Raw genomic sequence first — 22,402 nt, forward strand, 5'->3', positions numbered from 1 at the left:
CGTCTCCGGTTCCATGCAAAATTATCGTTGTGCGTCAGTCAGACCGCGCTTCAGATCGTCGGCCAAAACGCCCGCAGCCACGCACTTGACGGGGCCGGTCAGGAATACGTTCCTGCCGCTGCCGATCTCTACGACGACCGTTCCGCCCGGCATCTCGACCGTCACGCGATCGTCTACGAGCCCGAGTTCGCGGCACGCGGCGACGGCCGCGCAACTGCTGCTGCCAGACGCGAGCGTGTATCCTGCGCCCCGCTCCCAGATCTCGATCCTCAGCCGGTCGTGGGCAATCACTTCCACGAACTGGACGTTGGTCTTGTTCGGAAAATATGGATGACTACATATTTCCCTTCCGAAAGAACGCGCCGTCGCCTCGTTCACCGGCTCACCGATTACGACGCAATGCGGATTGCCCATGTCGACGCAGCTCGCACGCACCTCCGTGTCACGAAGCCTAATCGGCCGGTCAATGAAGTCACACCCGTCGGCGCGCACGGGAAGGCCCGGACCGTGCAGCGCATACGCGCCCATCGCGACCTTGATGAGGTCGTCGCGGCAGTCGAGGCAGTCGACGTCGATGTCCTGTCCACTGTATTCAAGCCGGACTGTGAACTTCGACGCACTCACATAGCCAGCGTCGATCAGCGAACGGGCGAAGATGCGCAGCCCGTTACCGCTTTTTTCGCATTCGCTGCCGTCCGCATTGAAGAGCCGTAAGCCCAGCCGCCCGCCGTCGACGATCGGGCCGAGCACGATGCCGTCCGAGCCGACACCGTGATGCCGGTCGCAGAGTTTGCGCACCGTCTCCGGCGTCATTCGCAGACCGCAATGCCGCGGATCGACAACCAGATAGTCGTTGCCGAGAGCATCGTATTTTCGAAAATCGAACGATTCGTTGCGCATGTGAGAAGGTGAAAAATGGTAGCTCGACCCGTCGATGTCGGAGACGCGATCAATCCGCGTCACCGTTCGAGCACGGTGGCCGTGTGCTCGTCGAGGCCCAGCATAATGTTGAGGTTCTGCACCGCGGCGCCGGACGCGCCCTTGCCCAGGTTGTCCAGCTTCGCGACGAGCAGCGCGCGACAGCCGTCACGAGGGCCGAACACGTACAGATCGACGTGATTGCTGCCCTCCATCTCATGCGGCGTCAGGAACGGCGCGGTCTCGGGATCGGTTTCGCCGTACGGCCGCACGCGCACGCAACGCTCGTTCGCGTAGAAGGTTGACAGACCGTGGTGTAAATCGTTTGCACGCACGCCTGGCAGATCGTCGAGCTGCACGCATACGAGCATCCCCTGACGGAAGTTGCCGACCGCCGGCAGGAAGCACGGCACCCTTCCGAGCCCCGACCACTTGGCGATCTCCGGGACGTGCTTGTGTCCGAAATCGAGGCCATAAGCGGCGAAGGCCGGCGCGTGCGCGCCCGCCGCCTCGTAACGCTCGATCAGCCGATTGCCGCCGCCCGTGTAGCCCGACACGGCCGTCACCGCGTACTCGCGATCAGCCTGCAACAGCGCCGCATCCACGAGTGGACGCAGCAGCAGGATCGCGCCCGTTGCATAGCATCCGGGATTCGATACGCGCGCGGCGTCGCGGATCTGCGCACGTTGCCCCGGGTGCAGTTCCGGTAGACCGAACGTCCAGCCGTCCGCGATGCGATGCGCGGAGCTCGCGTCGAGCAGCCGGCAGCCCGCATCCGCTGCAAGCGCGACCGCGTCGCGCGCCGCGTCATCCGGCAAGCACAGGATCGTGACGTCGGCCGCACGCATCATCCGGTAGCGCGCTTCCACCTCACGGCGCGACGAGTGATCGATATCGATCAGTTTCACACCCGGATGGCGTGTCAGACGGTCGCGGATCTGCAATCCCGTCGTGCCGGACGCGCCGTCGATGAAAATGTGTCGTTTATTCATATCTCTTTTCCGGTCGCACTCACGCGACTTGCGAAGTGAATTGAGACGCGATGCGCCGCAAGCCCTCGCGAAGCTCCCCGGCTTCGCGTGCGAATGTCAGGCGCATCCCCCGCTCGCGATCGAAGACCTCCGCCGGCATCGTCAGCACACGGGTATCGATCAATACACGCCGACAAAACTCAAGCGACGGCTCCGCCGAGCGCAGATGCAGCCAGCAGAACGGCGCGCCCTGTGGCTCGACGAGTTCGACCTCCCCGGCATGACGGCGCACCCACTCGCGCAAAATCTGGCTACCGGCTCCGATCAACGCGCGATAGTGACGCAGGTAGTGGTCGCGCTCGACAAGCACCGCGCTCGCGAGCGACTCGCACAACACCGAGTTCGAGATAGTCGTTTCGTGCTTGTACGCCATCGCGGCGGCGACGATCTCCTTCGGTCCGCACATCCAGCCGACCCGCAACCCCGGCGCACCGAACAGCTTCGACAGGCTCGATACCGAAACCGCCTGCTCGTAGTCGTGCACGAACGATTCGCCAAAGTCCTGCAGATACTCCTCGTCCGCGATCAGGTGGATTCGCCGCGCGCGCAGCATCGCGATCAGATGCCGTCGGTCGTCGTCGGTGATGCCGCGCCCGGTCGGATTGCACGGCACGTTCAGCACGAGCGCCCGCGTATTCGGCCGGATCGCCTGTGCGATGGCTTCCAGATCGAGATCGAAGTCGCGCGTGTACTGGAGCACCGTTAGCGCGCACCCGATCCGTGCCGGCACGTTCCACGACTGCGCCCAGCCAGGCTTGAACGCTATCACGTGATCGTCTGGCCGCAGCAACGCTCGATAGATCAGATACAGCGCCTCCTGAGCGCCGTGCGCGATGCCGACCTCGCGCGACGGGCACCGGTACAACGCCGCCACCTGCTCGCGCAGGCGCGCGCTGCCGCGATCGCTGCCGTAATCGAGCACGACGCGCGACGCGTCCGCAATATCCCCGACCGTCAGGCACGGCGCGTTGCTGTCGCCGAGATCAATCTCATAGCGTCCGGCCGCATCGCGAAATACCCAGTCCTGAATCGTGTAAGTGGCAGGTCCCGACATACGCCCCCCGTCAGCAGCAATCGACGACACGCGCGTGCGCGGTCGCATTCCTGGCTGTGTCGGCCGGCGACGCAACCTCGCAGAACCGGGCCGCGCGAATGTCGAACTGGTAGCAGTACGGCACGGCCTTGAACTCGTGCTCGATTCCCAGCAGCATCATCAGTGCGAGCGACGAGCCCCACGACGTTGCCATCAGACAGCTCGCGCTGAGCGAGGCCACCTTCTTCGCGCCGAAGTCGAGCGACGGCGATTCCGCGTACGCGCGATACAGCATCGCAGGCGTTATCCCGTTGCCGAAGCGCTCAAGCTGCGCCTGTTCGTCCTGCTCGTCGTTGAGACCAAAGTAGTCGTCGAACGACATGCCGTGCGGATCGAATAGATGCCCGGTCACGCCGAACGCGACCGGCGAGCAAATCAGCACCGGAATGCCGCGCTCGCGCGCCTTCGCATACAGCAGACGGCGCGGTCGGATTATGAAGAAATCCAGCGTGTCGCACACGAGGTCCACGTCGGTCAGATACGCGTCGATGTTGTGCTCGTCCAGATAGTCGAATGTACAAATCGAAACTTCCGGATTGATCGACGCCAGCCGCTCGTTCAGCACGTCGGACTTCTTTCTGCCGATCGTGTCCACCGTGCAGCCGAACTGACGATTCATGTTTTCCGGACCGAATGTATCCGCGTCGGCGACGTTGATCCCGCCCACGCCCATCCGAACTAGACATTCGGCGTATGTGTAGCCGGTTCCACCGCAGCCCGGCACCGCGACGCGCTTGCCCGCAAGTGCATCCATCTGCGCTTGCGTCACCAGACCGATCATTCGGCTAAACAGAATGTCGCGTGAAAATTCACTCATCGTTATCTCCATTCGTTTCGTTCGATCAGGCTGCGCCGGCCCCGGCCTTCAGTTCCTCGGTGGCCACTTTGCGCTCGAAATCCTCGCCGTGCCAACGATCGGCCCAGCGCGAGAACGCGATCACGAAGATGTCGCGATGGCCTTCGGTTTCGATCGGCTCGATGTCGGTGACGTAATGGAACATCTGGCGATCGTCGAGCAGCGCCGCCTCGCCTTCCTGCACCGTCGCCTTGAAGAACGCTTCGCCCTCGCCGCCGAGCGGCAGCAAGCTCATTTCCGCGCCGGTAATGTCGTGACGCTTCATCACAGCGATCATCACGAAATCGTGCCCGTCCTGATGCGGGCCTTCGGGCACCGGAACGCCGGCAACTTTGTCGTTGGCGATCACGCGGTACTGGTGAACGTTGATCTGCCATTCGTCGTTGGTCGGCAACGGAATCGCCTTGGCACCAGTAGCGATCTGCTCGGTGAAATCAACGCGCAACGGCTCGTAGTGCCGTTGGATTCCTCCGGCGACCTTGTTGTATTTGGAGAACGTCATGTAAGGCCGATGCGGTAGCAGTTCGAACTGCCAGCGACCGTCTCGATGCGTCATCTTGTACTGCGAGAAACGGCGGAAGCGGCTGCGGTTGCCGATGTAGATGTCTGGATGCAGATCGTCGAAGCTGTTCAGAAGTGCCTGGTCAACCGCCGGGAGCTTGACGATGTCGAAACCTTGTTCGTTCAGGGGCATGTTTGTTCTCAAGATTGGGGGATGCGGTTGCCGCTCACGCCGCGACCGGCACGCGGCGGCGGGCTTCGAGCACCGACAGCAGCTTGTCCAGATAGCGCTCCGACGAGTTCATCCGGATCACCGCGCCGATCGCGATTTCCCGGCCAATCGCGGGATCCGCGTCGACCAACGGAGCGACGACGTTATTGAACCAGCCGTTCGCGTGATGCGTATCGATCACGATGTGCTCGTCGTGATACGCGATACCTGCTTCCGGAAGGCGGTTACGGCGCCACGCTTCCGCGACGTGCTTGAAACGGCGCGGCGCGATGTATTCGGTCACGCCAAAATAGCCAACCGCCTTGAAATAGTGGCGCCGATACAGCGAGAGGCACGCTGACAGATTGCCGGATATCCGAGCGTCGAGCAGCATGTTCTCGGCGACGAATTCGCCGTCGACGCCGATCGAGCCGAGCGCATGGCTGAACATCTTCGAGTGCACGCGCGCGGGCTCGCCGTTGCCCATCTCGTCGAAATAATTCTTCGCGATTTCGAGCTTCTGGCCGACTTCGGTGCCGACCTGCATCAGCGCGAGGATGTCGTCGAAGCGCGGATCGAGGTTCGTCTCCTGCGCGAGGTAGAACGCGATATCTTCCCGGGTCGCCTCTTTCGCGATGAAGTCGTTGTACAGCGAATGCACGCTCGACGTGTGCTGCGAAATCAGCTTCTTCAGCCAAGTGACATACTTGGTGCCGGTCCGCGGATAGTCGCTCACCTGCCGATCGTCGATCAGCCCGAGCTCGGCGTTCAGCATCGCGCGTTCGAGCGACGCCGCGATGTCGCGCAGAATCGGCTGCGTCTCGCGGCCGACATGCTCGATGCGGGCGGACTCGAAATCTTTCGCATAGATCAGCGCGAGCGTCAGGTGCATCTCCGCCAGTGCACGCTCGTCGCGGTCGCGGTAAGCGAGTTCGCCTAGCCGTGCGCATGCGGCGACGATTTCGGCCCGCAGCGTGGCGTTCTCGTTGCTCTTCGCCCAGTCCGACGCATCCGCGCGTTCCATGTGTGCGACCCAGTCTGCAACGGGCATATCTTGGATTGTGATCATATGAAGGCTTCTTTGTCAGTGGAAAGAAGGGGTAGCTGGACGTACCGGACGTCTGGCACGCTCCCTTCGGCTTTGCGTGATTGACGGCGAGACGGCCGCCATCGTGCGATTCAGTTCGATTGCACCCGCTTCGCCCACCGGGACGTCGCGCGCGCTGAAAATCACCTCGACCGGACATTCCGGCTCGCATACGCCGCAATCAATGCAGCTCTCCGGATCGATGACGAGAGACGTTGGAGTCTCACGAAAGGCGTCGACTGGGCATACATCAACGCAAGTCGTATATTTGCACCCGTCGCAACCCGATCCAACGATGTAGGTCATTTATCAATATCTCCTGCACAGGTTCGAACTCGTCTGAAAGGCTCCCCCCGGACAGGCGGTGAAACCAATACGATACTGGTACATCCGTCGATATCACGCAGTCGAACCAACCGAATTGCGCGATAGCTAAACGATAGACACTTTCATTTGCCAATGGCGCGCTGCTCAAGGAACTTCGGTCATCGGATAAATGAACTTTTTATTCAGTGGCATGTGATTACCGACATCCAGAATTATCGTTAAGGAAACGCTGATCAATGGACAAACTGCCCAAGTTGCAGGCGAGATGGCGTTGAACTTTCCGGATGACGAAGCGCATCGACGCTCAATTCGGTGAATTGGACGCGTAAACGATGGTCTCTCGTGCCCTTCGGATAGGGCGGCTAGATTACCGACAGCAGGCGCTGCCACGCAACGACCTTATCCATCTCGGCCAGGAAGCGTTGGCACCTCGTCACTCGTTTCTGGACTGCAATTTCCGCTTCCACGAAGCCGATCTGCCTTTTCATCGTCGTGGGTCTGTTCCGTGAGCTGCCTTCTATAGCGTTCTCGCCTACGCCAGCGATGATCACCGAGCTGAATAAATCAGCGTTTCCTTAACTTCAGAAATCCGAGTCATGATTTTTACTTCACATATTTTTTGAGATAAACCTATTCATCTGAATAGGTTGTTATGAGATGCTGACGAGAGCTGGGGCCGGAAATTTGAACAGTGCGATGAGTGGAACTGGTGGTTTCCGAGCCGGGCATAATTCCGGCAAAGGAACCGTCGGCATTGCCGGCGCACGCCTATGGCGTGTGATGCGACGTTTCTTCACGCAGGCTGCCGATGTGATTCAGGCCGACAACCCGGTTACGGTGGAGAAGTTGGGGTGCCCTCAAGATTCGGATTTTTTCGTACGCTAGTGAGCGTGAGCACGTAAATCGATGGGAATTGGGGGCGTTTTGAGCAGCTTGCGTGATGTAGCGGAGGGGGTCTCCCTCAGGCATCTTGTACAAACGACGCCCAGGGGAGAGTCTCGTGTCTGCCAAGAACCGAGACTGCCAGAGTGTGCCACGTGAGTGCCTGCGATCCCAACTTCTATCACCTGCTGTTACGTATCGATCAGGACTACGCCAAACAGACCCGCGCGCAGCGTTGTCGCTGCGGTGGCGTACTCCATAGCGCCCGCTACCCGCGCAAGCCGCGCGGAATTTCATACGAAGCTCGCTGCCACTGCGAGTTCCGCTACAGCTTCTGCTGCGCCGACTGTCGCCGGTCGTACCACGCCATTCTCGGTGCGCTTTCTCGGCCGGCGCGTCTACACCGCCGCAATCATGATTGTCGTCAGCGCCACGCGTGCGAGCGCCGGTACGGCCGCGACGCTGACCGATCAGACTCTCAACCTGCATGATCGCCTGATTGGATCGTTCTTCACCAAGGCCAAGCACAAGTATGAAAAGCGCTTCGCGGCCGAGGGTAAAGCCGTCAATGACAAGGTGCGTCTCTATGCGGAAGTCGGCGGCGCACTGATCGCCGCAAAGGAAACCGGGGACGATCCGTTCCGCGCGATCGAGGCCATTGTGCCGTGGGAGACTTTTACCGCAAGCGTGCGCGAAGCGGAACAGCTCGCACGTAACGCGGAATTCGATTCCACGGCACTCCTCGTTGACCACTACACGCAGATGCGGCGCTATTCCCCGACTTTCCTCGACACCTTCGATTTCCGGGCGGCGCCCGCCCGCCAGGATCTGATATATGTATGTGCCCGGCGAGCCGGGCGATTGGCAGGCGCTGTCGTCGCTGATCGGAGGATCGATCAGCCGGAAATTGATCGAGCGGGAATTCCAGGATCTGGTCCGGTTAGCCGCGTCCATTCAGCAAGGCACAGTGACGGCTTCACTCATCCTGCGCAAGCTGAGTGCGTATCCGCGCCAGAATGCTCTCGCTGTCGGCTTGCGCGAACTCGGCCGCATCGAGCGCACGCTGTTCACGCTGAAGTGGCTTCAGGATCCGGCTCTACGTCGGCGCGTGTCCGCCGGGCTGAACAAGGGCGAAGCCCGCAATTCACTGGCGCGAGCGGTGTTCTTTTATCGTCTGGGCGAGATACGGGACCGTTCGTACGAAAACCAGCGCTACCGGGCCAGTGGCCTGAACCTGTGGTGGCTGTGATCACGCTGTGGAACACGGTGTATCTGGAGCGTTCAATTGCCGCCTTGCGGCAGCAGCGTGAGATCGACGACAGCCTGATTTCGCACGTCGCTCCGCTCGGCTGGAACCACGTCAACCTGACAGGTGACTATGTATGGCACGCCAACAAACGCGTCGCCAAGGGGCGATTCAGGCCGTTGCGCGCTGCGAAATCGACCAAGCTCCAGTCTTAGCGTACGAAAAAATCCGTTTCTTGAGGGCACCCCTATTTAGCGGCCGCGTTGTACCACTCGACAGCGTCCTCGCCGGCGGGGATGTTGAACGGGCTCGATGAATCGGTCGCTGCGAGCCAAACCGCTTCGGCGACATCCGATGCGTGCGTGACGGCCGTTTCTTTCTGCCAGTTTGCGAAAATCTGCTCTACGAGCGCGCCGTACGGCTCGGCGAATCCGTCTTTCATACGTGCCTGCGCGTTCTCGCCGAAGCGGGTGGAAGGCGCGCGCCCCGGCAGCACGACACGCACGCGCACATTGAACTGCTCCAGTTCGAGCGCGAGCGATTCGCTGAACGCGTTGACCGCGGACTTGCTCGCGGTGTAGACCGACAGCAAATGCAGCGGTCTGCAGGTGACGGTCGACGTCACATTGATGATCACACCTTCGCGGCGCTCGCGGAAGTGCGGCAACACGGCCTGCGCCATCGCAATGGTACCGAGCGTGTTGGTCTCGAAGATATCGCGCACGGTGTCCATCGGCGTTCCTTCGAGCGCGTTCAGAAAACCGATACCCGCATTATTGACGAGCACGTCGATCTGACCGGCGGCATCGACGACGGCGCGAATGCTTTGCGGGTCCTTCACGTCGAGGGCGAGAATCGAAAGACGATCGGAGCGCGGCAAGACGTCTTCGCGTGGCGCGCGCATCGTGGCGATAACGCGCCAGTCGCGATCCAGAAAATAACGCGCGATTTCGAGGCCAAAGCCGGACGAGCAACCGGTAATCAAGACGGTCTTCATGTCGAATCCTGTGGTTGGTGACAGTCCCAACACAATAAGTCCTGACCACCCGGACTCGCTACAATTGAGCGTCCAGGTTTCATTCGAAATCGTCCGATCATGATCGACCCGCTCGCCGAAATCGTCACATTACTGAGGCCGACGCCCACGTTCTCGAAAGTGCTGAGCGGCGCCGGGCGCTGGCGCGCGAGCCGCACGGAAGTCGGCCAGCCGTTCTATTGCGTGGTGCTCGAAGGTTCCTTCCGTCTATCCGTCAATGGTTGCGAGCCGCTCATTCTTCAGGCCGATGACTTCGTGCTCGTGCCCGAAGTTTTTAGCTTCACGATGACGAGCATCAACCCGCCCGACGATGACGACGTCTCCGATATCGCGCCCGCGGCACTGCCCGACGGCAGCTTTCGTTTCGGCGATGCATCGGTCGCGCCAGAAGCCCAATGGCTTGCGGGCCTGTGCGCATTCGGTTCGCCGGATGCGGCCTTGCTTGTCTCGCTCTTGCCCAAGCTCGCGCACGTGCGCGGTGAACCCAGGCTGGCGACGCTCGTCAAGCTCGTGAGGGAAGAATCGCGCGCGCAGCGGCCCGCGCGCGAGGTCGTGCTGGCGCGACTGCTCGAGGTGCTCTTCATTGAAGCGTTGCGAGCCACGGGGACAGGCGCCTCGCCCGGACTCGTCCGCGGCCTCGCCGACGCCCGTCTCGCGCTTGCCATCCGTCATATGCACGAGAGTCCGCACAAGCCCTGGACGATCGCACAACTCGCAAAAACCGCCGCGCTTTCACGGTCCTCTTTCTTCGATCGATTCAGCCGCGCAGTCGGCGTGGCACCGATGGAGTATCTGTTGTCGTGGCGCATGGCCGTCGCGAGGAGCCTGCTGCGCCGGAACGAAGTCAGCATCGCGGTGATCGCGGAACGTGTCGGTTACGGCTCGGCGAGCGCATTCAGCGTCGCGTTCACGCGTCATGTCGGGCTGCCGCCCACGCAGTATGCTCGAGACGCAGCGAATGTCGTCGCTCGATAGCGTCATAAAAAGGCTATCGGGCCTGGGGCCGCGAGCTTTCGCCGGATTGCAATCCGTTCGAGGCAGGCCTGGCGTTCGCCTGCAAGCTCGACCAGGACATCGCCTTCCGCGGTCGCGACGCCCTTCTGCGTCTGCGCGAGGCGCCGCTGCGTCGGCGTCTCGCGATCCTGACGGTCGACGGCGCCGAACATCTGATGCTGTGGGGTGGCGAAGCTATCTTGCGCGACGGCAAGCCGGTAGGGGCGGTAACCTCAGCCGCGTTTGGGCATACATTGCGATGTCCGGTTGCAATGGGTTTCGTGAACCGTGCCGATGGTGCCGCCGATGCCGCGTGGCTCACGCAAGGCCGCTATACGATCGACGTGGCGGGCGAACAGGTGAGGGCAATCGTGCATCTTAGGGCGCCGTACGATCCGCGATCGGAACGCGTGAAGGGCTAAATGCAGCGAGCTGAGGCGAGAACGACCCCGAAATCAGGTTTTCGCGCAACAGTCGCGCGTTGCGTCTTCGTGGAGCTTCCCGAAGTGATGAGATCAACATCGAGCCTATCCGGCCGATGCCGCGAGACGTTGCTCAATGCTTGCTGCATCGCTCTTTCGCTCTGTCAATCTGTTCGTCACCGACTTGACTCCGAGCACTGATCTTGCTGCATTGCCAGCGCGCGAGATCTGCCAGCTTTCCGGCACCGATCCGGTGAGCGTGACGACGCCGTGGCTCGCCCTGATGTGAATCTCTGAATCATCCATATCCGGTACCCGCCTGAGGGCGCGGCGAACGTCACGAACTATCGAAGTATCCGGCCTGGGTCGAGGCGGCGAGCCCGAGGCCGCCACCCTTTGTGCGACCGCGCCGGCCGTCGCGCTCATACCTTGTTGCGCGTTCGCATAGGCCGCGCCGCTCGCGATGGCCGCAATTAACATTGCGCCGATTATTCTGCTCGCATTGCTTATGGTCATGCTGGCTCCTTTGGGTTCTGCCAACCTTGCAAAATCCGCTGTCCGTGTCGAACGATTTCTTTGACCAGCAAATCCAGGTCGCGAGCGTTTCCTCGGAACGCGGCTGAACGCCGTGCATAGGGAGCAAACCGGCTGCGTCGTTCTTCTCCATCACGGCACCTGTCGGGTTCAACGTTGAGCAAACAAGAATAGCCGCAGGAGGAGGCAAGATCGGCGCGGTAAGCCGTCACCACTCGGACACGATGCGATACACGCTTGCTCTGCCCTGGAGGCCGCGAAGCGGAGCCTCAAATTCGACGACAGTGCGGCCACCAAGGAGGTCGCGGACCCCAGGCGCACTATAGAGCGCTTCCGAAATGCAAATCTCCCCGGCCTCGGCGAGAGACTGCACGCGCGCGGCGACGTTGACGGCTTGGCCGAAATAATCGAGATTGTCGTTCAGTGTCACCGCAATCGACGGCCCGCAATGTGCCCCGATCTTCAGGATGATCGCCGGTTCTCCACGTTCGCGATTGAAGCGCCCGATTTCCTCCACGATACTCAACGACGCGGAAACTGCGTCCGTTGGTCGACAAAAGACGGCCATCACAGCGTCGCCAATCGTCTTTACGATAGCGCCGGAATACCGTTGTGCGATCATCTCGAGCAAGGCGAAATGCTGTCTGACGAGGCCGTACGCATTCAGATCGCCGATGCGTTCATACATGGCCGTCGAACCCTTGAGATCCGTGAAAACGAACGTCACTTGCCGAATCCCAAGGCCTTCCTTCTCGTCAACGTTCTCCGAGCGGAACAGGCGCCGGAAGGTTTGTCGCGCCACCAGCGCCCCGCCGGAGAGATACGGTTCGAATTCGAGCGGCGGCTTGATGGCCTGAGCGACGACCTCTGGAGGCCAATTGATCAAGAGCAGCGACCCGCGCGTGCTCCCGGTATTCCTTACTTGAATGACGACAGGACCAGGCGGCACAACGGAGAGCGCCGGGGCAAACCGTTGACCGTCATAACCGACCTGCAACAGTGTCGGCGAGGTAGCGGCCTCACCAGCGATCGGAACAATGAGAGCGGCTTGTGTCTCGACATTCACACCCGTCAAGGCACCGGGGCCAAGAACAGCCTGCAGGGTCGTCGTCGAACCTGGCGGCAGGAACGTGAGGCCGCGCACGAGCCCCCGCAAGAAGTCGAGAAACCGGACTTGCTGGCCGGCGAACCGACCGTCACCGTTAAATCGCAGTTTCCAGTGGAAATCTTCAACGGAAAGCGACTCGGGATCGTGGAACGTCAGCCTCCGAAGTTCGGGCGATATTGAAAACGTGACCTGGATGAAATCGTCGAGGTCGGTTTCGCCCGTAACGTCGCATAGCCCACAGACGTAATGGGTCTTGAGAGTGCGCAATGATCCGAAGCTGTGGAGGACCATTCCCGACTGCGGACAAAGAACGTCCCAGTTCATCTCGAACAATCCGTATCGCGCCGCATGAAGAAAGAGGTCAATGCATTCAGCCTCGCTTATGCCGCGATCTCGCGCAAACGCCAGCGGATTGACCCGGTAGACGGACAGCTCGTCGCCGCTCCTGATCAGAGTCTCGAGCTTGGAAATGACGCGCGGACTCCATGATCTCGCCTGCTCGATCGCGATCATTTTGCTCTCGAGAAGCCGATCGTCAATGTTCATCGTCGTGGCCAGGTCAACGGAAAACAGTCAGACACAACTGCCGTGTCATGTCGCTTTACCTTGGATTGCAAGATACGGTGATGGTTGGACGGCGTCAACAGGAGTGAGCGCGGCGACCCTATCCTCCTCTATCGGCCTCGCCCGCAAGCGCGGCCTCGATCGCCTGGAGCGCATAAAGGAAACCCAGGCTGCTGCCCTCCTGCCGTAGCCGCTGGAGTTCCTTCAGCGATGCCGGATCGCGATTGCCGGTTCCATACGAGACAAGCGCCCGTGCGCGCGCCACGAAAAATCCGGAAAAGGGCGATGGCTCGCGGCGTGCGTAGTCTTCAAGGGCCGCAGCATGGTGCGCGGCCGCATCCCAGCGTTTGCGGTCGATGCATGCATCTATCGCATCACGTCGAAACAGAAAGTGGTTGTGGCTCACCGCTCCGGCCGCGAGCAAAGCTTCGCCTTCCGCGAGCGCCTGTGCGAAGTCAACGGGGTCGTCCGTCGTGCGCGCGAGCACGCCGAGATAAGCGGGGCCCAGGTAGTTCATGCCGGTCTCCCGGCTGATCGACAGCGCCGCTTCGATATCGGCGCGCGCTTCGCGCGGACGGCCGGCGACCCGATGCAATTCCGCGCGAAATGCGAGCGCTTCACCTTCGAAGCGCCTTGATTTCAGCTCGCGCGCGCACTGTAGCGCAGGAGCGACGTGCTCCCACGCATGATCCCACTCCGCGCGATCGTGCAGGCAGTGCCAGGCAGCGTGATGGGCGACGGCGAGCGCGCGGGGATGCCCCACTTTCTGCGCTGCGGCGACGCTGGCGAGCGCGGCGTCGAGTGCGCGCGCGGCTTCGCCGGCAAACCATGTCGTGATCGCCTGCATCGGAAGGTTGGCCACCTCGATCCGTCCGAAGCCATGGCATTGGCAGAGTTCGATGCAGCGGCTGAAGGCCGCGTGGGCGCTGATCATCCGGCCGCGCATGTACTCGCCATCGCCAAGGCCGCCGAGCGCGGCCGCCTCCTGTTCGGGATCACACGCGTCGCGCGCGAGGGCAAGGCTGCGCCCGTGCTCACGCACGCAGCCGTCGATATCGCCGCGGGGAAAACACAGATTGCCGCGCAGGAAGTGAATGCGCGCCTCTTCGCGCAACAGGCCTTGGGAGGCTTCAGCGGCGTAGTCGAGGTCGGCCCATGCACCGTCGAGATCGTCGATGATCCGTTTCACCGTGGCCCGCCCGATCCATGCGCGGCAACGCTCCGCGTCCGTCGTCGCATATTCGAGGGCGATTTCGAATGCATGAAGTGCCGACTTCATGTCGCCGAGGTCATGCAGGACGTTGCCATGTAGACACTCGAGTGCGGCGCGGTCGCTACGTTGATCCGCGAGATCGAGACCTCGTTCGACAAGCCGGAGCGCGGCTTCATGGCGGTGCCCCGACGCCTGCGAGCGCGCTGCTTCGCAATAGGCGAGCGCTGCCCCGGGTTCTCCCGCGCGATCGAGATGTTCGGCTCGCAGGACGAGGTCGCGTTCGCCGTACCACTGTGCGGCGCGACGATGCAAATCGCGGCGCCGGCTTTTCAGCAGCCCGTCATAAATGGCGTCGCGAATCAGTGCGTGATGGAAGATAAATCCGGTGCCTTGACGTCGTAACAGCAGACCGATCACAAGCGGTTCCAGCGCAACGCCGGCATCCGCGTCGGCGCCGGCGCCATCGACGAGAAAATCGACCGCCTCCTTCTCGAACAACTGGCCGAGCACCGAGGCAGCCTGCAGCACTGTCTTATCGGCGGGATCAAGCCGATCCAGCCGCGCCTGTACGAGGCTTCGCACCGACCCCGGCACGCCGGTCCCTTCGCCGTCCTGCGCATCGTTCAGCAACTGCTCGAGAAACAGCGGATTGCCCGCCGCCCGTTCGATGCAGCGTCCCGCCAGACCTGCCTGCGCCCCGGGAAACGATCTGGCCATCGCATGCGCGTCGCCGGCGCTCAGCGGACCCAGATCGATCAGCGAATACGGTCCGCCGGTCGCCACGCGCCACGGCTCTTCACTCGAATCGCCGTGCGTCCGCACTGTCAGCACGAGTACGGCCGGACATCCCGCCATCGTTTCCGATAGTCCGGCGAGGTCGCGAAGCGTCGATTCGTCCGACCAGTGAATATCCTCGACGACCAGTACCCGAGGTTGCTGGCGGCTCGCGCGTTGGACGAGCCGGGTCAGGGCGTTGCGTCGGCCGCGAACGCGCATTTCATTGTCCATGGCGTCGTAGACCGCCCGGTCCTCGAACCCCATCGGTAAATCGACCAGATCTTCGAGAAAGAGTGCGTCGCCAGCGTCGATCAAACCGCTGGCGAGCGCGTGCTCGACGCCAGTGGCACTCGCAGCTCCGTCAGTTGAGCCGTCGGCTGCCAACAGGCCGCGCACGAGAGACTGGATTGCGCCACGTCCGGTTGACGCACCGAAGTCGAGCACGAGGCCTGTATGAGAAAGGAATCCTGACTCCCGTGCCTCGCGTTCGAATTCCTCGACCAGGCGTGTTTTGCCGATCCCGGCCTCACCGCGCAGCAGAACGGTGCGTCCGCCTCCGGTCTCGCGGCAGGAATGGAGCACGGATCGAAACTGCCGCATCTCATGATGCCGGCCGACGAACGGCCGGCCCGGGCGTGCGCGCCGAAGGCCGGCAATACACCACGCCGTGACCGCTTGCGCGAAGCCTTTGACCGACAGCGCGCCGCGTTCGACACAGTCCAGGCGGTCAGCCAGCGGGCGTCGCACGCTTTCCGAGATCAGGATCGTCCCCGGCTCAGCCGCATCGGTGAGACGCGAGGCGAGGTTGACCGTGTCGCCGGTGACGGTGTATTCCCTGTGAGTCGCGCTACCGGTGCCGCTTGCGACGACTTCGCCGCCGGCTATGCCGATATGCACGGAGACCGGGCGGCCGAGCGCACGCGACAGGTCGGGCATCCCGTCCCTGATCGCGAGTGCCGCCCGCACGGCGCGTTCGACATCATTGCCATGCGCGACCGGCGCGCCGAATACTGCCATGACGCAGTCGCCGACGTGCTTGTCGACGTGCCCGCCATGCTGCTCGATGGTGCGGTCAACCTGCTCGAAGTAGCGATCGAGCACGGCAAGTACTTCCTCCGCGTCGACTTCACGGCTCATCCGCGTGAAGCCACACAGATCGGCGAACAGGACGGCGACCTGCCGTCGTTCGCCTTTCGCCTCGCCTGGGCTCGCGGCGCTATGCCGGGGCCCGGTTCGCGCCCGCAATTCAGTCAAGGCATCGAGCAGTTTGCGGCGATGACCGACCGACGCAATACCCAGTTCTTTCAGATCGTCCGCGGTGAGGTCGCGAAGCACGTCGGCGTCGATGGCGTTCTCGCGAAACACCGGTTCATACCGCTCCATTCCGAGGCTGTGCAGCCACACGGCGACGTCCACGCGCCCTCCCGAGAGGAAGGTGTCGAATCCGTCAAAGATAGCACGGGGCTGGCTTCGTGGAGCTCTGCGCCCCGGGGCGGCGGCCGACGCATCGCTGCCGCCCATGGGCGCGGTTGTCGACCGGTGGAAAGCAGCGGAGAAGGTGCGTCTCGCGCGTTGCCGATTGGACGACTGGGACTTCCGCGAGGCAGATATCGACGAGTCAGCGCCTCAAATAGCGGCGGGGCGAACAGCTTCGGCACTGGCTCGAAATGAGCGCGGTGGCCATCAAGGAAATCACCAGCCGCGCAAAACGGCAGTGAGGCTACACCGCGCCTGTGCTGGGCTTTGAGCGTGCCAACGCTAGCGCCAGCCTTGCGCCGACCTCGGCGTTGTGTTTCACGAGCGCGATGTTTGTGGTCAGGCTGCGCCCGCCTGTCAACGCCTTGATGCGCGCCAGCAGGAAGGGGGTGACGGCCTTGCCGGTGATTCCTTGTGCAGCGGCCTCGTCGAGCGCCTGCTGGGTCAGCGCGTCGATCTCTTCGAACGACATCGCTGCGGCTTCCGGCACCGGAGTGCTCAACACCACACCGCCGTCGAGGCCCAGGTCCCACTTGGTGCGAATGAACCGTGCCTGTTCCTCCGCGTCGTCCAGCCTGAAGTCCGCGCGAAAGCCGCTGTCACGCGTGTAGAACGCCGCAAAATTGTCCTGTTCGCAACTGAGCACCGGCACGCCGTGGGTTTCCAGGTATTCCAATGTGAGCCCGATGTCCAGGATGGACTTCGCACCGGCACAGATCACCGCCACCGAGGTCTTCGCCAGTTCTTGCAGGTCGGCCGAGATGTCAAAGGTTTCATGCGCGCCTCGGTGTACGCCGCCAATGCCTCCGGTGACGAAGACCTCGATGCCGGCCAACGCCGCACATATCATCGTGCCAGCCACGGTCGTGGCGCCCAGCCCGCCGCCGGCCAGCACGGCCGGCAGGTCGCGGCGGCTGACCTTATGGACGTGGTCCGATCGGCCGATCGTTTCCAGCTCGTCATCCGAAAGGCCGATGTGGATTCGCCCATCGATCAGCGCAATAGTCGCCGGCTCGGCACCCGCGTCACGGATCAAGGCTTCCACTTCGCGCGCAGTGCGAACGTTCTCCGGGTAGGGCATGCCGTGGGCGATGATGGTCGATTCCAGTGCCACGAGCGGGCGACCGGAGGCCTGCGCAGCGGCTGCAGGCGCGCTCCAGGTCAACCAGGAGCGTGCAAGGTCAGCAACCATGTCGATCCTTTCGGTGGTGTGATTCACTGAAGTATGCGGTACAAGAGGCCTTCAGCGAGTGCTTAGGCGTCCGTGTGCCCTTGGCGCCTTAGGACGACATGCGTGGCCTTCTCCGACGCTACGAATTCAACGCATTCGTATCCCAGAGCCCGCAAGTCGACCCCTTCGAACAGCGATTCTCCCCGGCCGAGCAGGACCGGCGCGACGGCAATGTGCAGATCATCGATGAGGCCCTCGCGAAGATACTGCTGAATGGTGTCCGGCCCACCGCCAATCCGCACGTCCATTCCGGCAGCGGCCTCGCGTGCACGGTCGAGCGCCTCGCGAATGCCTCCGGTTATGAAGTGGAACGTCGTGCCGCCTGCCATCTCGATGGGGGGACGAGCGTGATGGGTCAAGATGAAGACTGGAACGTGATACGGTGGATTGTCTCCCCACCAGCCTTTCCAGTTTGTGTCCGGCCAGTCCCCACGAATGGGTCCGAACATGTTGCGCCCAAGAATCCAGGCCCCGACATTCTGAAAGCCGCGGGCGGCGAAATCATCGTCAACCCCGGTCGTACCGCCGTCCTTGCCGAACAAGGCTTGCTGGAACGTGTGTGTTGGGACTAGCCACTGATGCAGTTCCGTCCCGCCAACGCCGAGCGGATTGTTGATGTCTTGATTCGGGCCTGCACCGTATCCGTCGAGCGAAATGGTGAAGCCCGCAACGCGAACGCGTGTCATCGTTTGCCTCCGTTTAGACGCCTAACGTAATGTGGACCGCAAAGCTGCATGGTTTGCCGGAACTACGCGAAATAGTCTGTCAGCAGATTTTTGCTCAACCCTATGTCTCCAGGAGAAGTTTTCCGAATTTGTAAGCTGGCATACAGCGGCGACCAGCCATCCAAACACGGCACGCACCTGCTAAGAGCCAACTTTTGCCTGCCGCAGGCGTACGATGAACGGCATAGTCCCGTTTGAGGACGGCTTGATTGATGGAGGGTCGAGATGAGACGTCTTTATTTCCTCGCATCTGACACGTCGACGGCGAAGGCGATCGTAGACGACTTGCTGCGGACGCGGATCACATGGCGACATCTCCATGTTCTCGCGAATCACAGCGTCGCACTCGAACAGTTACCCGAGGCAACTTTGCTGCAGAGCAGCGACGTCGTGCACTCGCTCGAACGCGGCGTGGCGCTCGGCGGTGCGACCGGAGCGCTCGTCGGCCTCGTGGCGCTGGCGTTTCCTCCCGCGGAGCTCGCTATTGCGGGCGGAGCCGTCATCGCGTTGACGTTGGCGGGTGCCGGCTTCGGGGCCTGGACGGCCGCGATGATCGGCGTCGCCGAACCGAATGCACGACTCGAGCGCTTCCGGGACGCCATCCGTGACGGCCAGCTCCTGATCATGGCCGACGTGCCTGGATCGCGCGAACAGGAGATCGAGCAGATGGTCGCGCAGCATTTTCCGAAGGCCGATATCGAGGGCGCAGAGCCCACGACACCGATCTTCCCCTGAGAAGCAGTCGGGACGAGGTGAGCGGCGCCACCTTTGGCGCGACTGCGATCGAATAAGGGCGGGGACGTCTCGGCCGATACCGTTGCAGGCAGCTTTCGTTAGAATCTGTCTTCGATTCTTTTACTCGTCAATTACCGGAGGCGAAGGTGCCAGGTTTACTTCCCGATGTCGACCGCGATGGACTCCTCGAATATTCGGTCGTCTACACCGACCGATCAATCAATCACATGTCGCAGCTCTTTCAAGGAGTCGTACGCGATATTTCCGGCGCCCTGAAAAAAGTCTACAACGCGAAGTCGGCCGTTATCGTCCCGGGCAGCGGGACTTTCGGCATGGAAGCCGTCGCCCGGCAGTTCGCGACGAACAGGAAGTGTCTGGTCATCCGCAATGGCTGGTTCAGTTTCCGCTGGTCGCAGATTTTCGACATGGGCGACATTCCGTCTGAATCGGTGGTGTTGAAGGCGCGTCCGGTCGAACGAGGTAGGCAGGCCGCATATGCACCGGCTCCGATCGAAGAAGTCGTCGCTGCGATCAAGGAAAACAAGCCGGATCTGGTCTTTGCGCCGCATGTCGAAACCGCATCCGGGATGATGCTGCCTGATGCCTACTTGCGCGCGGTGTCCGACGCGGTGCATGCCGTCGGCGGCATGTTTGTACTGGATTGCATCGCCTCCGGTACGATCTGGGTGGACATGCAGGCCAGCGGCATCGATGTCCTGATCAGCGCACCGCAAAAAGGATGGAGCGCGTCACCTTGCTGCGCAATGGTCATGCTCAGCCCTCTCGCCCGCGAAAGAATCGACGCAACGACCAGCACCAGTTTCGCTTGTGATCTGGGGAAATGGCTGCAGATCATGGAAGCCTACGAGAACGGCGGGTTCGCCTATCACGCCACGATGCCCACGGACAGTCTCGCGACGCTGCGCGACGTCATGAAGGAAACCGAGGCATATGGCTTCGAGAAAGTCAGAGCCGAGCAGCTTGAACTCGGCAAGCGCATTCGCTCGCTCATGAGTGACAAAGGTTTCAAAAGCGTGGCGGCTGAAGGTTTTCAGGCTCCTGGCGTCGTGGTTTGCTATACGGACGATGACGGCATACGATCCGGCAAGAAATTCGCCGATGCCGGCTTGCAGATCGCGGCCGGTGTTCCCCTTCAATGCGACGAGCCAGAAGACTTCAAAACCTTCCGCGTCGGATTATTTGGGCTGGACAAACTGCATGACGTCGAAGGTGTGGTCGCCAGGCTCGCCAAGGCGTTGGACAGTATTCTTTAGAGCGTTTTTCCAAAGCACGTGCGCGTGGCTCGCTCTCGCGACCGGCCGCCGCACGGCGCCGCGGATGGTGCGACTGGCTGCGCACCATCCGGTTGCAAGTGGCTGTGCGACTGATCTCCCGCGCGATACAGAAACCGTTCCAAAGAAGAATGATGGGCTGCGTGCAGGCGATACGGCAGCAGCGGGAAAAGGCTTCCCGCTCAGCCGCCATGCGCGCGCAGAAACCGGCCAATGCGGACATGCTAAGGTCGCTCTACCGCGACACCCCACGCGTGCCGCAGAACTTCGACAATGCGCAGCCGTTCAAGTACACACCGGACGCGATAAGCGACGATGTGCAGAGCATCGCGGCGCGCGGAGTGAGCGAAGCGCACGAGGCAGAATGCCACGCGCAGTACGAACGAGACATGGACGAATGCACTGCCTATCGGATGGCAATGGGTGGGCAGAGATTCATGGATGTGTGCTCGCGGAGAGCATTTCAGAACCATCAACGATGCAGAAGATATTGAATGGCAACTCACCCCCAAAAGCGATGTGTCGTGGTCATGTGGTCGGAGGAAAAGCAGGCACTGGTCTCCTATACGCTTGAGGTTGAAAAGGTGCTGGCGGTTACCACGCGACAGTTTCCTTTAGAACTGCCGGTGGCCGACTACAACAATACGCTGGACGATGAGTTCGCGCGTCGGTTCGGCGGGGCGACGCTCAATCTTCTCGCTCTCTCAAATCCTGAACTCAGGCCGTTCATCAAGATTACCTCGGCTAACGACTGATTTGCTGAATGGAAGCCCTCGACGGGATCATCGGGGGTGACGAATGCCTCGGGAAGTCAACCGAATGTTAGGTTCACTGAACAGTAGTCGACCCGATCCCGTGGACCGCTCGCGCCGCCTCGACGGCAATTTTCAAGTCGAAGCGGGTACCGCTTCGAAAATAGGCCGGTGTATAGCGTGTTCGGGGCTTTGCGAATGCTACGGAGTCACGGGATCGTGACAACAAACGCAAATCCTGTTTCCCTCCGGGTCGCGGAAGTACGCCACGTACTTTGCACGTTATTACGGCGGAGTTGCGCTCGACCTCTTGAACGCTCCGCGAGCGTCGGGCGTGCGAGTGGAAACCTGGAAGCTTCGATTAATGAATATGTAATGACAAGCGGCAGAACCGTGCACGCATGCCCCCGATTGGACGGACGACGGGAAAACGCGCTCGCACATGGTGCCTCGGTGCATCCCGTCCGTACGTCGAATTCCGCTAAGAAGCCTTCTGACAGGTCAGCTGCCCAATCCCGCTCCGTTCCTCACAATATCCATCTGAGCGCCATAGGACCCGAAGCGCGGCTCCTCCGATAACTCCCCGCTCCAGTACCCGCCGTGCAAATGGCATGACAGTTGCTTTGAACGTCTCCGCGCTGAGCCACGGTCATTCGCGGCCAACATCGGGATCGACGGTCAACGGAGAGGCAAATTGAAACTAATCAGTGCGGTCATCAAGCCATTCAAGCTTGATGAGGCTCGAGAAGCCTTGTCATCGCTTGGCGTCTCTGGAATCACGGTTACGGAGGTCAAGGGTTTTGGGCGTCAGAAAGGGCACACCGAACTGTATCGGGGCGCGGAGTACGTCGTCGATTTCCTGCCGAAAGTGAAGATCGAGGTCGCCGTCCCGGACGACATCGTCGATCAGGCGATCGAGGCGATCGAGCGTGCGGCGCGTACCGGAAAGATTGGTGACGGGAAGATATTCGTGACGCCGATCGAACAGGTGATCCGGATCCGCACCGGCGAGACCGGCGCCGACGCCCTATAAAAAAACACTGGGATAAGAGGAAAGAAAGATGCGCAAACTGTTGATGACATTGTTGATGGCCGGCTCATTGCTCGCCGGCGGGCTGGGCTCCGCATTCGCGCAAGACGCCTCGGCGCCCGCGACCGCCTCCGTACCGGTCGCGCAAGCGTCCGCGGCTCCAGCGGCACCGGCCGCGGCGGATGCCGCTGCATCGGCACCGGCCGCCCCAACCGCACCGTTCTCGGTCGATTCGTCGAAGATCAACTCCGGCGACACCGCGTGGATGCTGACCTCCACCGCGCTCGTGCTGTTCATGACGATCCCGGGTCTCGCGCTGTTCTACGGCGGCATGGTCCGCAAGAAGAACGTGCTCGCGACGC

At 61.6% G+C, this 22,402-nt stretch carries 19 protein-coding genes and 4 pseudogenes; 9 read left to right on the forward strand and 14 right to left on the reverse strand.

What is annotated here, in order from left to right; translation table 11 throughout:
• Nucleotides 1-21: 21 nt before the first annotated feature.
• The 8 genes and pseudogenes from dapF to F6X37_RS24450 all read right to left on the reverse strand — a co-directional run.
• Nucleotides 22-900, reverse strand: a complete 879-nt coding sequence (dapF, locus tag F6X37_RS24415; RefSeq protein WP_187613064.1) for a diaminopimelate epimerase — start codon at nucleotides 898-900, stop codon at nucleotides 22-24.
• A gap of 59 nt (nucleotides 901-959) precedes the next feature.
• The gene (gene argC, locus F6X37_RS24420; RefSeq protein WP_187613065.1) at nucleotides 960-1,910 is read right to left on the reverse strand and encodes an N-acetyl-gamma-glutamyl-phosphate reductase; all 951 of its coding nucleotides are present in this window, start codon (nucleotides 1,908-1,910) and stop codon (nucleotides 960-962) included.
• Nucleotides 1,911-1,929: 19 nt separating this feature from the next.
• Entirely contained in the window at nucleotides 1,930-3,003 is a 1,074-nt protein-coding gene (locus tag F6X37_RS24425) for a pyridoxal phosphate-dependent aminotransferase (protein WP_187613066.1), read from the reverse strand.
• Nucleotides 3,004-3,013: 10 nt separating this feature from the next.
• Entirely contained in the window at nucleotides 3,014-3,859 is an 846-nt protein-coding gene (locus F6X37_RS24430; protein ID WP_187613067.1) for a ThiF family adenylyltransferase, read from the reverse strand.
• A 25-nt stretch (nucleotides 3,860-3,884) separates the two neighbouring features.
• Nucleotides 3,885-4,592, reverse strand: a complete 708-nt coding sequence (locus F6X37_RS24435) for a 2OG-Fe dioxygenase family protein (protein WP_184058883.1) — start codon at nucleotides 4,590-4,592, stop codon at nucleotides 3,885-3,887.
• 34 nt (nucleotides 4,593-4,626) lie between these two features.
• Nucleotides 4,627-5,679, reverse strand: coding sequence for an iron-containing redox enzyme family protein (locus tag F6X37_RS24440; RefSeq protein WP_221309066.1), 1,053 nt, complete (start codon nucleotides 5,677-5,679; stop codon nucleotides 4,627-4,629).
• A gap of 15 nt (nucleotides 5,680-5,694) precedes the next feature.
• A complete protein-coding gene (locus tag F6X37_RS24445) occupies nucleotides 5,695-6,003 on the reverse strand; it encodes a ferredoxin family protein (protein ID WP_184058881.1) in 309 nt (102 codons plus the stop codon).
• Nucleotides 6,004-6,389: 386 nt separating this feature from the next.
• Nucleotides 6,390-6,512: pseudogene (locus F6X37_RS24450) on the reverse strand (IS5/IS1182 family transposase); the annotation flags it as partial.
• Between the two features lie 1,229 nt (nucleotides 6,513-7,741).
• On the opposite strand from F6X37_RS24450, the pseudogene F6X37_RS24455 reads away from it, so the two are divergent.
• A pseudogene (locus tag F6X37_RS24455) lies at nucleotides 7,742-8,367 on the forward strand (Tn3 family transposase); the annotation flags it as partial.
• A gap of 32 nt (nucleotides 8,368-8,399) precedes the next feature.
• Here the strand turns inward: F6X37_RS24455 and F6X37_RS24460 are convergent.
• Nucleotides 8,400-9,149, reverse strand: coding sequence for an SDR family oxidoreductase (locus tag F6X37_RS24460; protein WP_187613068.1), 750 nt, complete (start codon nucleotides 9,147-9,149; stop codon nucleotides 8,400-8,402).
• Between the two features lie 99 nt (nucleotides 9,150-9,248).
• On the opposite strand from F6X37_RS24460, the gene F6X37_RS24465 reads away from it, so the two are divergent.
• The gene (locus F6X37_RS24465) at nucleotides 9,249-10,163 is read left to right on the forward strand and encodes an AraC family transcriptional regulator (protein ID WP_090811616.1); all 915 of its coding nucleotides are present in this window, start codon (nucleotides 9,249-9,251) and stop codon (nucleotides 10,161-10,163) included.
• Between the two features lie 8 nt (nucleotides 10,164-10,171).
• Nucleotides 10,172-10,603: pseudogene (locus F6X37_RS24470) on the forward strand (glycine cleavage T C-terminal barrel domain-containing protein); the annotation flags it as partial.
• Nucleotides 10,604-10,708: 105 nt separating this feature from the next.
• Here F6X37_RS24470 and F6X37_RS24475 read toward each other — a convergent pair.
• The 5 genes from F6X37_RS24475 to F6X37_RS24495 form a co-directional block, all read right to left on the reverse strand.
• Entirely contained in the window at nucleotides 10,709-11,119 is a 411-nt protein-coding gene (locus F6X37_RS24475) for a BON domain-containing protein (protein ID WP_187613069.1), read from the reverse strand.
• Between the two features lie 226 nt (nucleotides 11,120-11,345).
• On the reverse strand, nucleotides 11,346-12,791 hold the full coding sequence (locus F6X37_RS24480) for an adenylate/guanylate cyclase domain-containing protein (protein ID WP_187613070.1): 1,446 nt from the start codon (nucleotides 12,789-12,791) through the stop codon (nucleotides 11,346-11,348).
• Between the two features lie 118 nt (nucleotides 12,792-12,909).
• Nucleotides 12,910-16,215, reverse strand: coding sequence for an adenylate/guanylate cyclase domain-containing protein (locus F6X37_RS24485; protein ID WP_187613071.1), 3,306 nt, complete (start codon nucleotides 16,213-16,215; stop codon nucleotides 12,910-12,912).
• Between the two features lie 304 nt (nucleotides 16,216-16,519).
• Nucleotides 16,520-17,467 (reverse strand): pseudouridine-5'-phosphate glycosidase, encoded by a 948-nt coding sequence (locus tag F6X37_RS24490; RefSeq protein ID WP_187613081.1) that lies wholly within the window; start codon nucleotides 17,465-17,467, stop codon nucleotides 16,520-16,522.
• Nucleotides 17,468-17,529: 62 nt separating this feature from the next.
• Entirely contained in the window at nucleotides 17,530-18,192 is a 663-nt protein-coding gene (locus F6X37_RS24495; protein WP_184055663.1) for a dihydrofolate reductase family protein, read from the reverse strand.
• Between the two features lie 264 nt (nucleotides 18,193-18,456).
• Between F6X37_RS24495 and F6X37_RS24500 the strand changes: the two genes are divergently transcribed.
• From F6X37_RS24500 to F6X37_RS37075, 6 genes and pseudogenes are all read left to right on the forward strand, one after another.
• Nucleotides 18,457-18,966 (forward strand): DUF1269 domain-containing protein, encoded by a 510-nt coding sequence (locus F6X37_RS24500; protein ID WP_187613072.1) that lies wholly within the window; start codon nucleotides 18,457-18,459, stop codon nucleotides 18,964-18,966.
• A gap of 146 nt (nucleotides 18,967-19,112) precedes the next feature.
• The gene (locus F6X37_RS24505) at nucleotides 19,113-20,240 is read left to right on the forward strand and encodes an aminotransferase class V-fold PLP-dependent enzyme (RefSeq protein WP_090811602.1); all 1,128 of its coding nucleotides are present in this window, start codon (nucleotides 19,113-19,115) and stop codon (nucleotides 20,238-20,240) included.
• A 104-nt stretch (nucleotides 20,241-20,344) separates the two neighbouring features.
• On the forward strand, nucleotides 20,345-20,752 hold the full coding sequence (locus F6X37_RS24510; RefSeq protein ID WP_187613073.1) for a hypothetical protein: 408 nt from the start codon (nucleotides 20,345-20,347) through the stop codon (nucleotides 20,750-20,752).
• The gene (locus tag F6X37_RS24515; protein ID WP_187613074.1) at nucleotides 20,753-21,013 is read left to right on the forward strand and encodes a hypothetical protein; all 261 of its coding nucleotides are present in this window, start codon (nucleotides 20,753-20,755) and stop codon (nucleotides 21,011-21,013) included.
• Between the two features lie 691 nt (nucleotides 21,014-21,704).
• Nucleotides 21,705-22,043, forward strand: coding sequence for a P-II family nitrogen regulator (locus tag F6X37_RS24520; protein ID WP_026226100.1), 339 nt, complete (start codon nucleotides 21,705-21,707; stop codon nucleotides 22,041-22,043).
• Nucleotides 22,044-22,071: 28 nt separating this feature from the next.
• A pseudogene (locus F6X37_RS37075) lies at nucleotides 22,072-22,402 on the forward strand (ammonium transporter); the annotation flags it as partial.

It is taken from the genome of Paraburkholderia sp. 31.1, assembly GCF_014397645.1.
In the GTDB taxonomy this organism is placed as follows: domain Bacteria; phylum Pseudomonadota; class Gammaproteobacteria; order Burkholderiales; family Burkholderiaceae; genus Paraburkholderia; species Paraburkholderia tuberum.